Genomic DNA, 15514 nt, shown 5'->3' on the forward strand with positions numbered 1-15514 from the left:
TAATGGTTTCTATATAGTGAGTGTGATTACGCTAGTGCTGCCGTCAAAATCAGCGCGACAATCCACACGACTAAATAAATTAATGAATAAAAGAACATTTTGTTTGCCCACTTGATTTCATCCTCGGCTTTAAAACCTTTCAACCCGAGATATAACCAGTAGCCCCCAAGACCGGCTGCAATGATTACGTAGACTAACCCGTAATGCATGAACAAGAGTGATGCTGGAATCAGCGTCGCAATCCACCAGATGATTTGACGCTTTGTAATCGCAAAGCCGTTGACGACCGGTAGCATCGGAATGCCGGCCGCTCGATACTCCTCGACACGCCGCATGGCGAGCGCGAGGAAGTGTGGCGGTTGCCACAAGAACATGACGAGGAACATGAGCCACGCGTCGATATGAAGCGCAGGATCGATGGCTGCCCACCCGATGAGCGGCGGTACCGCTCCGGAGATGCTGCCGACGACCGTGTTCAACGTGTGCGTCCGTTTAAGCCACATCGTATAAATGACGACATAAAAAAATGCCCCGATTAAACCGAAGACTGCTGCCACATACGAGACGATCAATAAGAGCAATGTCCCGATCGCAAGCTGCGTTAATCCAAGGAGCAAAATCCGTTCTCCTGAAATTTTACCGGTGACACTCGGCCGATTGTCTGTACGTCCCATCAAGTAATCGATATCACGGTCCACGAAGTTGTTTAGGTAACAACTCCCGGAGATGACGAGTGCGCTTCCTAACATCGTTAATAAGAGCTGCGGCCAAACCTCAAATAAATAAAAGACTGGCGTATCACTCTGATATGTTGCTGCTACAAAGAAACCGGCGAATACCAACAACAAGTTGGCGCGAACGATTCCCATTTTTGCCAGAGCAACATAGTCGCGGAACGAGGCGGATTCTGTATATTCTACTTCTGCCATTGTTCCTGGGTTGACTTTTGTCATACTGACCCCCCTACTAATCACGAAATCCACGTATTCTTTTCACAGAAAAAACACAATATGAACAAAGTTCACCTAACTCATAACAAAGATACCATATTTTCAAAAAGAATACGTCGTTTATGCTTGTAAAATAGCTAGTTTTTTGTGACAAACGTGTGATAATTGTCACAGTAAAAACGCCATGTTAATACTAGAATAACGATTTTGATAGCGATTGCAAGCTTTTCCGTTTCGTTTTTACGACGTAAAGCCGTATAATAAGTATGGCGAAAAAAATATAAACTTACAAGGCACAATTCTAGTGATTTTTCTCAAAAGCAGGTGGAAACGAATGCATAAAAAACTCGCACTATTTTCAGCGCTCGTCACGCTCGGGATGATGCTCGTCCTGATCATGGGTGGAACCGTGACAAAGACGGACTCCGGCGACGGGTGCGGAACGGATTGGCCGCTCTGCCACGGGAAACTGATCCCGACCAATCCGAGCGTCGAAACGATGATCGAGTACAGTCACCGTGTCGTCTCTGGCATCGAGGGACTGCTCATCATCGCCTTGACGATTTGGACGTTTGCGGTCGTCAAGAACCGGTATGATGTCAAAGTGTTCGCGTTCCTCGCGTTCATTTTCATGCTCATCCAATCGATTATCGGTGCCGGGGCCGTCATCTGGCAACAGTCGGACGCGATTCTCGCGCTCCACTTCGGCATCTCGCTCGTCTCGTTCGCATCGCTGCTCATCTTGACGATTCTCTTGTTCGAAGGGGAACGCGTGCATCGGGCCGTCTCCGAACGGTTGAAGGTTCATCTTTACGGCTTGACAATTTATACGATGGTCGTCGTCTATACGGGCGCTTACGTCCGTCACCTCGGCGCGACATACGCCTGTGTCGGCTGGCCGATTTGTGACCAGAACGTGTGGACGTTCGAGTCGTACGTCCAAATGGGGCACCGCATCATGGCCGGATTGCTCGTCTTCTATACGTTATACGTCCTCTACTTGGCACGTCGGGAGACGAACCGCCTCGTCGAGACCGGCATGTGGGCCTCGCTGTTCTTCATCCTGCTTCAAGTCGGCACGGGTGCGTGGATCGTCCTTGGGGGACACGCCACGTACGTCCCGCTTCTCCACGCCTTCTTGATTACCTGCTATTTCGGGATTATCTCGTACTTGGCATATCATGCGTATCGGAGTCAGAAACAGACGACCGAGGCCGCACGACAACAATCCATTTAATCACGTACACAAAAAGGAGCGAGGGCATCGCTCCTTTTTTTGATGCCTATTTACTGCGCGTCCTTGAACCGCTCGAGTGCCCGGGCCCGCGCTTCCTTATGGTCGACGATTGGGTCGACGTATCCATCCCGCTCGGTCAAGTCAGGGAAATGAATCGCTTTTTTGTCGAGATTCGCGAGTTCGGGCACGTACTTCCGGATGAACGTCCCGTCCCCATCGAACTTCTCGGACTGCGTCGTCGGATTGAAGATACGGAAGTACGGCACCGCATCCGTCCCGACCGAGGCCGCCCATTGCCAACCCCCGATATTCGAGGCCGCTTCATAGTCGATCAGCTTCTGTTCGAAATAGCGTTCCCCTTTCCGCCAGTCGATCATCAGATGCTTCGACAAGAACGAGGCGACAATCATGCGAAGCCGGTTATGCATCCAGCCCGTCTCATTCAATTGCCGCATCGCCGCGTCGACGATCGGGTAGCCCGTCTTTCCGTCACACCACGCCTGGAAGTTCTCGTCATCGTTCTCCCAATCGAGATGCTTATACTTGTCGTTGAACGGACGGTCTTTCAATCCCGGGAATTGGACCATGATCATATAGTAAAATTCGCGCCATAACAACTCATCGTAATACGTGTCGCGTCCGCTCGATTTCGGCGCCTTCAACACCGCTTCCGTCACGGTCCGGATGGAGAGCACCCCGGTCCGGAGATACGGAGACAGACGGCTCGTGCCGGCGATGGCCGGGATGTCGCGGTCTACATCGTACGCATCGATCCGCTTCGCGACGAAGTCGCTCAAACGACGTTTCGCGGCCGCTTCGCCGAGCGCTTTCCACGAACGCTCACAGCGGTCGAACTGACGCTTCAATTCGACCGGGACTTCATGCCCTGTCGTCACGTGACGCTTCAACGCATTCACGTCGACCTCATACGGCGCGGGCGGCGCCTCGGCATAGGCTACTTTTTTAAATGGCGTGTATACCTTATACGGATCGCCGTCTTTTTTCGTGAACGCATTCGGGGCGAACAAATGGCGATCGAGCAGGCGGATGACTTTGACCGCTTCCCCGAGCGCCTGGATGACGGCGTCGTCCCGCTGTTTGAACGGTTCGACATACTCGGCGTTGAAGTAGAGCACATCGAGCTCACCGAGCGCTTCGACGAACTGTTCGGCCGTGTCGGCCACGATGACCCGAAGTCCGAGCCCGCGTTCTTCCAACTCGTCCATGAACTGACGCATCGTCGCGAAAAAGTAATCGTGGCGCGTCTCGAACGGCTCGCAATAGTTAGGGTTGAGCCAAAAAACGAACTCCATCTCATCGTCGGAATCAGCGTCTTTCAAGGCCCGGTGTAACATATGATTATCTGTCAATCGAAAATCCGATCGAAACCAGCATACTCGTCTCATCTCTCCCACTCCTATCTAAAAAAGAAGCATAGCGCGGCTATGCTTCTTTTCATTATACAAACTCAATCAATAAGTCGTCACTTTGGATTGTGTCGCCTTCTTTAATATGGACCGCTTTGACTTCTCCGTCTTGCGCGGCTTGGACCGTCGTCTCCATCTTCATCGCTTCCGTGACGAGGAGCTGTTCCCCGCGGTGGACACGGCTACCCGGTTCGACGAGCACTTTCAACACTGAACCTGGCATCGAAGCGCCGACTTGTTTCGGGTTCGCCCGATCTACTTTCGGACGGCTCGTCGTCGCCGACTTCACGTTCACGTCTTTAATCTCGATTTCACGCGGGACGCCGTTCATCTCGTACGAGACGAGACGGATGCCGTCCTCGTTCGCCGCACTGATTTGAACGAGTTTGATGATGAGTGTCTTCCCGGTCTCGATTTCAACTTGAATCGTCTCACCGACGTTCAATCCGTAGAAGAACGTCAACGTGTCGAGCACTGATACATCCCCGTATGTCGTCGAATGCGTGACATAGTCTTCAAACACTTTCGGATACAATGCGTTCGAGAGCAATTCGAAATCTGTTACCGGACGATCGAGTTTCTCGAACAGTTTCGACTGGGCCGCTTCAAAATCATACGGCTCAATCAACTTACCTGGACGTACGTCAAGCGGCTTCTCACCTTTAAGAATCGCTTGCTGGACATCGGTCGGGAACCCTCCTGGAGGCGTCCCGAGTTCGCCGCGCATCATCTCGACGACCGAATCCGGGAAGTCGAGTTGGTGACCGCGGTCAATCACATCTTGTTCGCTCAAGTTATGCTGGACCATGAATAGCGCCATGTCGCCGACGACTTTCGACGACGGTGTCACTTTGACGATATCCCCGAACAACATGTTGACACGGGCATACATCGACTTCACTTCGCTCCAACGGTCACCCAATCCGACCGCTTTCGCTTGTTGCTGCAAGTTCGAGTACTGTCCGCCCGGCATCTCGTGCTCATATACCGACGGGTTCGAAGCGCGCATGTCGCTCTCGAACGGCTCGTAGTTATGACGCACGTCTTGCCAGTAATCGCTGATGACCTCGTAATGCTTTGCATCGATTTTCGGTTGACGCGCGTGATGGTCAAGCGCATAAATCAAGCTGCCGCCTGAAGGCTGTGACGTCATCCCCGACATCGAGCTCGCAGCCACGTCGACGATATCGACGCCCGCATCTGTCGCCCGGGCGTAAGTGAAGATCCCGTTGCCCGACGCGTCGTGCGTATGCAAGTGGATCGGCAAGTCGACGGCATCTTTCAATGCCGAGACGAGCGCGTACGCCGATTCCGGTTTGAGCAGGCCGGCCATGTCCTTGATGGCAAGGATGTGAGCCCCGCTCGCTTCAAGTTTCTTCGCCAAGTCGACGTAATACGGCAAGTGGTATTTCGGACGGCTACCGTCATACAAGTCACCCGTATAACAAACCGCTGCCTCGGCGACTTTGCCGGTCGGTAACGTCGCGTCAATCGCGAGTTGAATCGACTCGAGGTTGTTCAAACTGTCAAAGATCCGGAACACGTCGACGCCGGCATAGGCCGCTTCGTGGACGAACTTCTCGATGACGTTGTCGGCATAGTTCTTATACCCGACGGCGTTGGCACCGCGGAGCAACATTTGAATCAACACGTTCGGCATCTTCTCACGGAGACGCATGAGGCGTACCCAAGGGTCTTCTGAGAGGAAGCGATAGGCGACGTCGAACGTGGCCCCGCCCCATGCCTCGACCGAGAACAGCTCCGGCATGAGCTTGCTCGTCGGTTCGGCGATATTGATGATGTCTTGCGTCCGCATCCGTGTCGCGAGCAGAGACTGGTGCGCGTCGCGCATCGTCGTATCCGTCAATAACAGTTCGGGCTGGCGCTTAATCCAGTCGGCGAGGCCATCCGGACCAAGTTCCGTCAAAATCTGTTTCGTGCCCGGTTTGGCTTCAGCCGGCAGGTCTTGCGGAATCCGGACCGAGCGGCTGATCGGCTTGTCTTTCAAACCGACGCCCGGGAATCCGTTCACCGTGACATCGCCGATATAGTTGAGCAATTTCGTCCCGCGGTCTTTCCGTTTCGGGAAGACGAACAGTTCCGGCGTCTCATCGATGAACGACGTGTTATAGTCGCCGCTGATGAAGTTCTGATGCTTCATCACGTTGATTAAGAACGGGATGTTCGTCTTGATGCCACGAATCCGGAACTCGTTCAAGTTACGGACCATCTTCGAAGCGGCCTGTTCGAACGTCATGCCATGTGTCGACAGCTTCACGAGGAGCGAATCGTAATACGGTGAAATCTCGGCACCGACGTAGGCGTTCCCACCGTCAAGTCGGACGCCGAAGCCGCCCGGAGAACGGTAGGCCATGATTTTACCGGTATCCGGCATGAAGTTGTTGGCCGGGTCTTCCGACGTGACACGCGATTGGATCGCGTAACCGAGCAATTTGATATCTTCTTGTTTCGGCATGTGGATGACGTCGCCGTGGAGCGACTCACCTTGTGCGATCATGAGTTGCGTCTGGACGATATCGAAGCCGGTCACCATCTCGGTGATCGTATGCTCGACTTGAATACGTGGGTTGACTTCGATGAAGTAGAACGACTCGTCTTCCGTGACGAGGAATTCGACCGTACCGGCATTGATGTAGCCGACGTGGCGCATCAGTTTCACGGCTGCGTCACAGATGGCTTGACGCGACGCATCCGATAACGTCACACAAGGTGCGACTTCGACGACTTTTTGGTGACGGCGCTGGACCGAGCAGTCGCGTTCGAACAAGTGAATGATGTTCCCGTGGTCATCCCCGAGGATTTGGACCTCGATGTGTTTCGGGCGTTCCACTAGTTTTTCTATGTACACTTCGTCTGAACCGAACGCTTGCTTCGCTTCTGACTTGGCACGTTCAATCAAATCTTTCATCTCGGCTTCCGTACGGATGACGCGCATCCCGCGGCCGCCTCCGCCCATCGCGGCTTTGACCATGAGCGGGAAGCCGTGCTCGTTCGCAAAGTCTAAAGCGTCCTCATAAGACGTGAGTGGTCCGTTCGAACCTGGAATGACCGGGAGTCCGGCTGCAATCGCACTTTGACGGGCCCGAACTTTATCCCCGAACGCATGAAGGTGCGATTCGTTCGGACCTACGAAGATGATGCCTTCTTCACGGCAACGACGTGCGAGTTCGATATTCTCAGACAAGAATCCGTAACCTGGATGAATCGCGTCAGCCCCCGACTGTTTCGCGATGCGGATCACGTCCTCGATATCGAGATAGGCGTCAATCGGTTTTTTATCGAGACCAATCAAATAAGCTTCATCCGCTTTAAAGCGGTGTAACGAGCCGCTGTCTTCTTGAGAATAGACGGCGACCGTGCGCATCCCTAATTCAGTGGCGGCACGGAACACGCGAATGGCGATTTCACCACGGTTGGCTACGAGTAATTTGCTAATTGATTTCAACATAAATCCCCCCATTTAAGTAGTTCAATCCTTTTTACCTTACAACATGCAATGATGAACTTTGAACGTTTTCTGCGGATTTCTCCCGAATTTCTGCCCGTTTCGTCGCTTCCCGGTGCCGATTTCGCATCGAGATGCTACTGAGCACACCGAGAATCCCCATCGTCATGATGAGTGACGTCCCACCGTAACTGACGAGCGGGAGCGTGACACCTGTACCCGGGAACCAACCGGACATGGCACCGATATTGATTCCGGTTTGGACCATGATTTGAGCGGCGATGCCGAACGAGACGAACATCGCGAAATGACTATCGCTATGGTTGGCGATATTGACGGCCCGGAAAGCGATGAAGAACAGCAAGGCGAGGACGACGACGACCCCGATAAAGCCGAGCTCTTCAGCGATGATGGACATGATATAGTCCGTCTCCGGTTCCGGCAAGTACCCATACTTCTGATAACTGTTCCCGAGACCGACGCCGGTCAAGCCCCCATGGACGATCGAGATGATCGACATGAGCAATTGGTGCCCGTAGCCTTCAGGGTCCATGAATGGATTGAAAACGACTTCGATCCGGCTGCGCTGGTTCTCCGAGAAGATTGTCGTGAACATCAGATAGACAAGTCCAAACCCGGCGAGCACAGCAGGCACGATGATCCGAAGCGGCGCCCCGACGGCAAGCCACATGAGGAACATGATGGCCCCGAGGACGAACAAGCCCCCCATATCCGGCTGTCCGTTGATGGCGATGGCGTATGGGAAAAAGAAGTAGATGACCGGTATCATGAAGAAGGCACCAAACTGAGCCCGGATTCCTTTTTTAGTGATAGCGGCTCGCCCTAGTCGACCAGGCAACCCTTTCAGCTCCCCATTCCACAACTGGTGATAATAGTTGGCGAGCAGTAGAATCAACACGAATTTGGCGATCTCGACCGGTTGAATCGTAAAGCTGCCGATGATGAGCCAGGCGCGCGCCCCGTTGAGCGGTGGCATCGCCCACGTGATGAACAACAGTACGACCGATACGAAATAGAGGCCGTACAAAATATTAGGTTTTCTAAAGTTCTCATAGCGGAACATCGTCGCAATGAAGTAGACGACAATCCCGATCCCTGCGTAGACGAGTTGGCGATAGAACAAGCCGCTGTTCGCGTAATCGCCGCGATTCCACACGCTCGCACTATAAATCATGATCGAACTGATTCCGACGAGCATGAGCACTGCAATGAACAATGAGAAATCAAAATACCGAAACCGAGTTTTCATGTTTTCACTTCCTTATGTACAACAATCACTGACCCATTATAAAAAAATACTCAAACAGCGCCGCTTGCACAGTTTGAGTATAAGGTTCATAAATCTGAAGCTTCCGCGAGGGCGGACAGCTTTTGTTCCAATGAATCGAGCAGTCCTTTACCTTCAATGTCTGAAATGAGTCCAAGACGGACCGCAAAATCAATTTGGCGTGATAGACCGAACATATGTGTATCAAGCACCTCTTCATAAAGCGGGCACTTCGGCATTTTTAGGTTTTCTAACTGCACTTCAATCAAACAACGGATTTTTTCTGCGTCTGCCTCTAATAGTTGAAGCGCTTGCTCCCGTTGGACTGCAGCCAAATTTGTCGCCACTACGACCCCTCCTCCGTACAATGACAGACTGTTTGTCATAACTCAACTGTACATTATATTTCATCATAATTCAATGAACAGTCTGGATTCGCGGCGAGTTTCTCGCAGTTTCCCTTTTTCTGAGAAAGAGCTGTATAATGTACAGTGTATTGTGAATAAAGGGGGCGTATCCATGATTTTTCCACTAGACGGAGCGGTTCGTCACGCGCTGACGATCGACCCGACCGTATGGATTTTTGATGACCGCAAGCGAAACGTCGAGGATCTCGACCGCGCGGTAGAAAGTGACAACGACGCATACTATGCCAAGATGGGGAAGGCATGGGATGACGGCTTGACGCAAGGGTCACGCGTCGACCATAACAAACCGATGTCTCGGGCTGATAAGGATGCGGCGCTGCGCGACTCGTTCGCGATGCCGTTCGCGCCATTCCTTCAAAATGCCGAACCGATCGCCACGGCGACGCACGTCAGTTTTTATGGGGAGACGGTGCTCACGTTGCCAATCGACGAGGCCAGAAGCGTTTACTTACAGTTCTCTCGAGACGGAAAAGTACTCGCGGACGGTCCGGTGTACGTCTTGCACAATCAACAAGTATGGCGCGGTGTCCATCACATCGCCGTGCGAACAGAGGCATGATAGAGAAGGCACAGCGCCTTCTCTTTTTTTAGACTTTTTACTTCATAAAGTGTAACATATAGGGTATCGAAAAACTTCAATCTCGAAAGGTCGTGACGCTTACGTACCCTTTATGGAAGAAAAACTTAATCATCGTCTGGATCGGTAGCTTTTTGACGGCGGCCTCGATGAGTCTAGTCCTACCGTTCCTCCCCTTGTTCATCGAAGAACTCGGGGTCACCGATCCCGACCAAGTCGTTACGTGGTCCGCGGTCGCATTCGGCGCCACTTTCCTCGTGGCTGCCATCGTCTCCCCGCTGTGGGGACGGCTCGCCGACCAAAAAGGCCGCAAATTGATGCTCATCCGTGCTAGTCTCGGTATGGCCGTCGTCATGACGCTCATCAGTTTCGTCCAAGACGTGTATCAGCTCGTCGGTTTACGGCTCTTAATGGGTGCCGTATCCGGATTTATCTCGGCGGGGATCACCCTCGTCGCTTCACAAACGCCTAAAGAGAAAAGTGGCTGGGCGCTCGGCACACTGTCGACCGGTGGCATCACCGGCGGACTCCTCGGTCCCTTGATTGGAGGACTCCTCGCAGACTTGATTGGGCTTCGACCCGTTTTTCTCTTGACCGGCAGTGCCTTATTCATCACGTTCCTCATCACACTCGTGTTCGTCAAAGAGGACTTTGTGCCGGTGGCGCGCGAGCGGCTTGATTCGACGCGATCGATGATCGCCTCGCTCCGTAACCCGCAACTCATATTTAGTCTGTTTCTGACGACGTTCTTAATCACGTTCTCGGCCCAATCGATTGGCCCGCTGTTGACGCTGTATGTCCGGGAATTGAACCCGTATACGACGTCGCTCGCCTTTATCGCAGGGATCGTCGCGTCAGCTCCGGGTGTGGCCGCCCTCATTTCCGCACAACGTCTCGGTCGGCTCTCCGACCGCTACGGGGCCGAACGCATCCTGTTCTGGGCGCTCATCGTCTATAGCGCCTTCTTGATTCCACAGGCGTTCGTGACGTCGACGACACAACTCGTCATCATGCGATTCGGCCTCGGCTTCGCCACGGCGGCACTCATGCCGTCGGTACAGTCGTTACTCCGCCAACATACGCCGAGCCGGGCGACCGGCCGCATCTTCTCTTATAACCAATCGGCCCAGTTCATGGGCAACTTGCTCGGACCGTTGTTCGGTTCGCAAGTCGTCGCCCACTTCGGATTCTCGGCACTGTTTATCGTGACCGGTCTGATTATGCTGATGAACGCCTTCCTGGAAAAATCGAACGTGCAAGTGGCACTCCATCCAAATACGAAATAAACGCCGAGCGGCCGCTCGGCGTTTTTCGTTATAGTAAATCGGCGGCCAACCGGGCGAGCGACGAGCGCTCCCCTTTGATGAGTTGGACGTGTCCGAATACGTTTTGACCTTTGAAGCGTTCGACGGCGTACGTGAGACCGTTCGAATACTCGTCCAAATACGGATGGTCGATTTGATACGGGTCCCCGACGAGGACGATTTTCGAGTTCTCGCCGACCCGGGTCAGAATCGTCTTAATCTCATGTTTCGTCAAGTTTTGGGCCTCGTCGATGATGATGAACTGATCCGGCATGCTGCGACCACGGATATACGTGAGCGCCTCGAGCTGAATCGATTTGATGCCGGCCAAGATGTTCCCGAGTTCGTCTTTCGAGTTGGCGTTGAACAAGAACTCCAAGTTATCATAAATCGGCTGCATCCATGGCCGGAGCTTCTCTTCCATCTCACCGGGCAAATAACCGATGTCGTTCCCCATCGGGACGACCGGCCGGGCCACGACGAGCTTGTTGAAGCGACGTTCGTCTTCGACGAGCGACAGGCCTGCCGCGAGCGCGAGCAACGTCTTCCCGGTACCGGCCTTCCCGAGCAGTGTCACGAACGGAATATCGTCCCGCAACAACAAGTCGAGCGCCATCCGTTGCTGGACGTTACGGGGATGGATGCCCCACACGTGTTCGACGTCTAGCGAGAGCGGACGGAGGATCGGTTGCAACCCATCGACGACCGCGAGTGCGCTCGCTTTCGAGACGTTACTCTTTAAGACGACGAATGAGTTCGGATATAGCTGATTTTTTGAAACGGCTTCTAGCGGAAGCTGTCGGACTTTATAAAATTCATCGATGATGGCTTGATCGACTTCGATTTCACGATAGCCGGCGTATAAATTCGTCGTATCGACGATATGGTCGGTCAAGTAATCCTCGGCTTCAATGCCGATGGCGTCCGCTTTGACACGGACGAGTATATCTTTCGAGACGACCACGACTTTACGGGTCCGGTCGTGCTCGTATTGTTTCATCAGTCCAAGTGCCACGGTCAGGATACGATTGTCGTTCGTCATGACGTCGAACGGGAAATCGACGGTATGCTCGTGACCGATCTCGACGAACAATCGTCCGCCGTTCTCGAGCGGGACCCCGTCGTGCAGTTTACCGGTCGTCCGCAATTGATCGAGCACGCGGGCCGTTTCTCGGGCGTTGCGGCCGACTTCATCCATATTACGTTTTTTACCGTCAAGCTCTTCTAAAACGATGGCGGGAATGACGACATCGTGCTCATCGAATTGGAACAAGGATAGTGGGTCGTGTAAGAGTACGTTCGTATCGAGCACATACGTTTTTTTCATAGACTTTGCCGCCCCTCGAAAATTGTTGGTGATCAAGAATTCAAACTCTCCTTGACTTCACGGTCCAACTTTTCTGCTGCTTCGACATCGTACGTCTTGACGATGTCCGGTTGTCCATAGGTTGCCCCGTAAAAGGAAATGTTACGGACCTCTTCGACTTTCCCTTCAAAAAAGCGAAGGTGTAACGCCGGCTTCACACTCGGCTCGAACTCGTGTACGTGTGACAGGGCGATACTGTAGGCAAGTCCCCCTTCAAGAAAGATGAGACTCGCTGTCTTCTCATACGAGAGCAACGTGATCACATGCGAATTCTTCGTCAACGCCAAGCGAATCGTCCTCTCGTTCGGCGCTTGCACCCAGCTGATCGCATGGGTGATCGGCCACCGTTTCGGCTCATCAAACGTGACTAAGAACGTCAACGGCATCTCGTTCAATACGTCTTGTTGCGCCCTCGAAAGTTCGAACGCAGCTTTACTCGCCATAGACTCCCCTCCTCCCGAACGGGTATACGAAATGGATTCGCCCTTACAAACCTCTTTCCCTGCTTTTCTCTCCTGAAATCATGCTATAATCAACGAAGAGGAAGGTGAGACCATGCGCGTAAAGTGCTCTCTTTGTGACAAAATCGATACGATTGATTCGTGGTCGTTCGAAGCGAAACGACTTCGTAATAAACCTGCTAAAACGTATATGTGCCAGACGTGTCAAGAACGCATCACCGCGCGAACAGCGGAGCGTGCCGCGACCGGCCAATTCCACCTATATCCATCGTTCCGCCAAAAACGGAGATGGTAAGCAAAAATGGACGTTTCGCCCGAGGGCGAAGCGTCCATTTTTTAATGTGATTCGATGCCTTGTCGACGGTTCCACCAAAGGCGGCCCCGGTAGATTGCCAAGACGACAGCCATGACAAGGAGAACTTCTGGAATCGGCCATGTGAAGAAGACGAGCGCCATCGTGCCTGCCCCGAGTGCGAGCAGCATATAGACGACGAGTGATTTCCACCACGTCAATTGTTTCGCAAAACCTAATTTAAACACAAGGATCGTCAATAAGATGACCGTGATGATTAACGCGTTGAACCCGACCGAGAAGTCGTTCGCGTCACTGCCGACACCAAGTAGCGAGGCAATCCACGGCACATCAATTTGTGTGATGTCCATCGTTTGAGAAGCTTTCAAGCTGATAATCCCCCTTTATTTCCTACACAACCATTCTACACTATCCAAAACAAAAGGGAACGCCTAGGCGCTCCCTTTTTTAAGACTTATTCTTTACCAAGTTTACGACGCTTGTCAGCTTTCTCGCGTTCGTTCTTATTCAAGACTTTTTTACGGAGACGGATTGACTCCGGCGTGATTTCACAGTACTCATCATCGTTCAAGAACGTGAGCGATTCTTCGAGTGAGAAGACGCGTGGACGTTTCAAGACTTGTGTCGAGTCTTTTGCTGAAGCACGCATGTTCGTCAACTGTTTTCCTTTGACGGCGTTGATTGCGAGGTCGACGTCACGGTTACATTCACCAATGATCATTCCCTCGTATACTTCTACACCTGGCTCGATGAAGATCGTTCCACGGTCTTCAAGGGCACCGATCGAGTAAGCCGTCGACTTACCAGGTTCGATACAAACCATGACACCACTGCGGCGTCCGCCGATGTCAGCAGCGATGAACGGACGGTACTCTTCGAACGTGTGGTTCAAGATTCCATATCCGCGTGTCGCTGACAAGAACTCGTTACGATAGCCGATGAGACCACGTGAAGGAACGATGAATTCCATACGTGTTTGACCGTTGTCGTTCGTGTTCATGTTGGCAAGTTCACCTTTACGGAGACCGATTGATTCCATGACTGAACCTGTGTACTCTTCTGGCACGTCAACGATGACGCGTTCGAACGGCTCAATTTTCGTACCATCTTCGTCTTCACGAATGATAACTTGTGGTTTCGAAACTTGAAGTTCGTAGCCTTCACGACGCATGTTCTCGATCAAGATCCCGAGGTGAAGCTCACCGCGGCCTGAAACGACCCATTGGTCAGGTGAATCAGTGTTCTCGACACGGAGTGAAACGTCCGTCTCGAGTTGTTTCATCAAACGCTCTTCGATTTTACGTGCCGTCACGAAATCGCCTTCGCGTCCTGCGAACGGTGAGTTGTTTGTCATGAAACGCATTTGAAGCGTCGGCTCATCGATGCGGAGAAGCGGAAGTGGCTCTTCTTTACCGACTGGCGTGACCGTCTCACCGACGTTGATGTCTTCCATCCCGGCGATGGCGATCAAGTCACCAGCTTTGGCTTCTTCGATTTCAACACGTTTGAGGCCGAAGTAACCGAACAATTTAGTGACGCGCAATTGTTTGATTGATCCGTCTGTTTTGCAAAGTGACACTGATTCGCCGACTTTGATTTTCCCACGGAAGACGCGACCGACACCAATTCGGCCGAGGTAGTTGTCGTAGTCGAGCATCGTGACTTGGAACTGAAGCGGCTCATCCGAGTTATCGATTGGTGCCGGTGTGTTCTCAAGAATCGTGTCGAGCACGTACGTGATTGTATCTTCTTGCTTCTCTGGATCAGGATCGAACGAACTTGAACCGCTGACAGCAGACGTATAGACGACAGGGAATTCAAGTTGATCTTCATCTGCTCCAAGGTCGATCAACAAGTCGACAACTTCGTCGACGACGTCGAGTGGGCGTACCATCGGCTTGTCGATTTTGTTAACGACAACGATTGGACGGAGACCTTGGTCGAGTGCTTTCTTCAATACGAAACGCGTTTGCGGCATGCAGCCTTCACGTGCATCGACAACGAGGATAACGCCGTCAACCATACGCATGATACGCTCTACTTCACCACCGAAATCGGCGTGACCTGGTGTATCAACGATGTTGATGCGTGTATCTTTATAATCGATTGCCGTGTTTTTCGCGAGAATCGTGATTCCGCGTTCACGTTCGATGTCGTTCGAGTCCATGGCGCGTTCTGCGACCATTTCGTTTGTCCGGAATGTACCAGACTGTTTCAATAATTCATCGACGAGCGTTGTTTTACCGTGGTCAACGTGGGCGATGATGGCTACGTTCCGAAGGTTAGTTCTTACATTCATGTAGTTAGTCCTCTCTTATTTAAAAAAGTTTCATCTTTTATTCAACTTTAAGAGTATAGCACACGTCCCACCACCTTTGTCGAGTGTTATCAACTGTTAACGTTTTCAAACGCATCATTTTTGACTACAATGGAGAAGACTAGCGAAAGAAGGGGGAATCTCCATGCAACTCATGTTCGTTTTAATCGCGACCGCGGTCGTCGCCGGCTTCGTCGGTATCGGCATCGGTGTCGCTGAAGGAAGTGCCGCCATCATCATCGGCAGTCTCGCCTTGAGCGGCATCGCCACATTTTTTGGAATCAACTTGCGCCGCCGGGTCCTCTCGAACCGACGTCCATAACACAAGGCCCGGGCAAAACGCCCGGGCCTTCTTTATGATTTTGTCCTTTTTGCGCCCA

At 52.4% G+C, this 15514-nt stretch carries 14 protein-coding genes; 5 read left to right on the forward strand and 9 right to left on the reverse strand.

The annotated features are described in order from the left end of the window. Positions 1-26: 26 nt before the first annotated feature. Complete coding sequence (gene cyoE / locus ACZ2GZ_RS09825) at positions 27-953, reverse strand: heme o synthase (protein WP_021067016.1); 927 nt, start codon at positions 951-953, stop codon at positions 27-29. A gap of 331 nt (positions 954-1284) precedes the next feature. On the opposite strand from cyoE, the gene ACZ2GZ_RS09830 reads away from it, so the two are divergent. After that, on the forward strand, positions 1285-2187 hold the full coding sequence (locus tag ACZ2GZ_RS09830; RefSeq protein WP_058763310.1) for a COX15/CtaA family protein: 903 nt from the start codon (positions 1285-1287) through the stop codon (positions 2185-2187). Positions 2188-2237: 50 nt separating this feature from the next. On the opposite strand, the gene ACZ2GZ_RS09835 is transcribed toward ACZ2GZ_RS09830, so the two are convergent. From ACZ2GZ_RS09835 to ACZ2GZ_RS09850, 4 genes are all read right to left on the reverse strand, one after another. Beyond that, positions 2238-3593: a cryptochrome/photolyase family protein gene (locus ACZ2GZ_RS09835; RefSeq protein WP_470295201.1), complete on the reverse strand. Its 1356-nt coding sequence runs from the start codon at positions 3591-3593 to the stop codon at positions 2238-2240. Between the two features lie 52 nt (positions 3594-3645). After that, the gene (locus ACZ2GZ_RS09840; protein WP_021067013.1) at positions 3646-7083 is read right to left on the reverse strand and encodes a pyruvate carboxylase; all 3438 of its coding nucleotides are present in this window, start codon (positions 7081-7083) and stop codon (positions 3646-3648) included. A gap of 31 nt (positions 7084-7114) precedes the next feature. Continuing rightward, the gene (locus ACZ2GZ_RS09845) at positions 7115-8350 is read right to left on the reverse strand and encodes an FtsW/RodA/SpoVE family cell cycle protein (protein ID WP_021067012.1); all 1236 of its coding nucleotides are present in this window, start codon (positions 8348-8350) and stop codon (positions 7115-7117) included. A gap of 86 nt (positions 8351-8436) precedes the next feature. Further along, on the reverse strand, positions 8437-8715 hold the full coding sequence (locus tag ACZ2GZ_RS09850) for an Fpa/YlaN family protein (protein ID WP_021067011.1): 279 nt from the start codon (positions 8713-8715) through the stop codon (positions 8437-8439). A 172-nt stretch (positions 8716-8887) separates the two neighbouring features. Here ACZ2GZ_RS09850 and ACZ2GZ_RS09855 point away from each other — a divergent pair, with 172 nt between their 5' ends. Beyond that, positions 8888-9355, forward strand: coding sequence for a hypothetical protein (locus tag ACZ2GZ_RS09855; protein ID WP_021067010.1), 468 nt, complete (start codon positions 8888-8890; stop codon positions 9353-9355). 92 nt (positions 9356-9447) lie between these two features. Next, on the forward strand, positions 9448-10659 hold the full coding sequence (locus tag ACZ2GZ_RS09860) for a multidrug efflux MFS transporter (RefSeq protein ID WP_021067009.1): 1212 nt from the start codon (positions 9448-9450) through the stop codon (positions 10657-10659). A gap of 28 nt (positions 10660-10687) precedes the next feature. On the opposite strand, the gene ACZ2GZ_RS09865 is transcribed toward ACZ2GZ_RS09860, so the two are convergent. Continuing rightward, the gene (locus ACZ2GZ_RS09865) at positions 10688-12004 is read right to left on the reverse strand and encodes a PhoH family protein (protein ID WP_021067008.1); all 1317 of its coding nucleotides are present in this window, start codon (positions 12002-12004) and stop codon (positions 10688-10690) included. Between the two features lie 32 nt (positions 12005-12036). Beyond that, entirely contained in the window at positions 12037-12486 is a 450-nt protein-coding gene (locus tag ACZ2GZ_RS09870; RefSeq protein ID WP_021067007.1) for a PNPOx family protein, read from the reverse strand. A gap of 112 nt (positions 12487-12598) precedes the next feature. Between ACZ2GZ_RS09870 and ACZ2GZ_RS09875 the strand changes: the two genes are divergently transcribed. Beyond that, entirely contained in the window at positions 12599-12799 is a 201-nt protein-coding gene (locus tag ACZ2GZ_RS09875; RefSeq protein ID WP_021067006.1) for a YlaI family protein, read from the forward strand. A 41-nt stretch (positions 12800-12840) separates the two neighbouring features. On the opposite strand, the gene ACZ2GZ_RS09880 is transcribed toward ACZ2GZ_RS09875, so the two are convergent. Together ACZ2GZ_RS09880 and typA are read right to left on the reverse strand one after the other, a co-directional pair. After that, positions 12841-13185: a YlaH-like family protein gene (locus ACZ2GZ_RS09880; RefSeq protein WP_235045181.1), complete on the reverse strand. Its 345-nt coding sequence runs from the start codon at positions 13183-13185 to the stop codon at positions 12841-12843. Positions 13186-13271: 86 nt separating this feature from the next. Then, positions 13272-15116, reverse strand: a complete 1845-nt coding sequence (typA, locus tag ACZ2GZ_RS09885) for a translational GTPase TypA (RefSeq protein ID WP_021067004.1) — start codon at positions 15114-15116, stop codon at positions 13272-13274. Between the two features lie 163 nt (positions 15117-15279). Between typA and ACZ2GZ_RS09890 the strand changes: the two genes are divergently transcribed. Next, on the forward strand, positions 15280-15456 hold the full coding sequence (locus ACZ2GZ_RS09890) for a hypothetical protein (protein WP_021067003.1): 177 nt from the start codon (positions 15280-15282) through the stop codon (positions 15454-15456). The last annotated feature ends 58 nt before the right edge of the window (positions 15457-15514 follow it).

The sequence above is a fragment of the Exiguobacterium sp. KKT215 genome, from assembly GCF_055635335.1.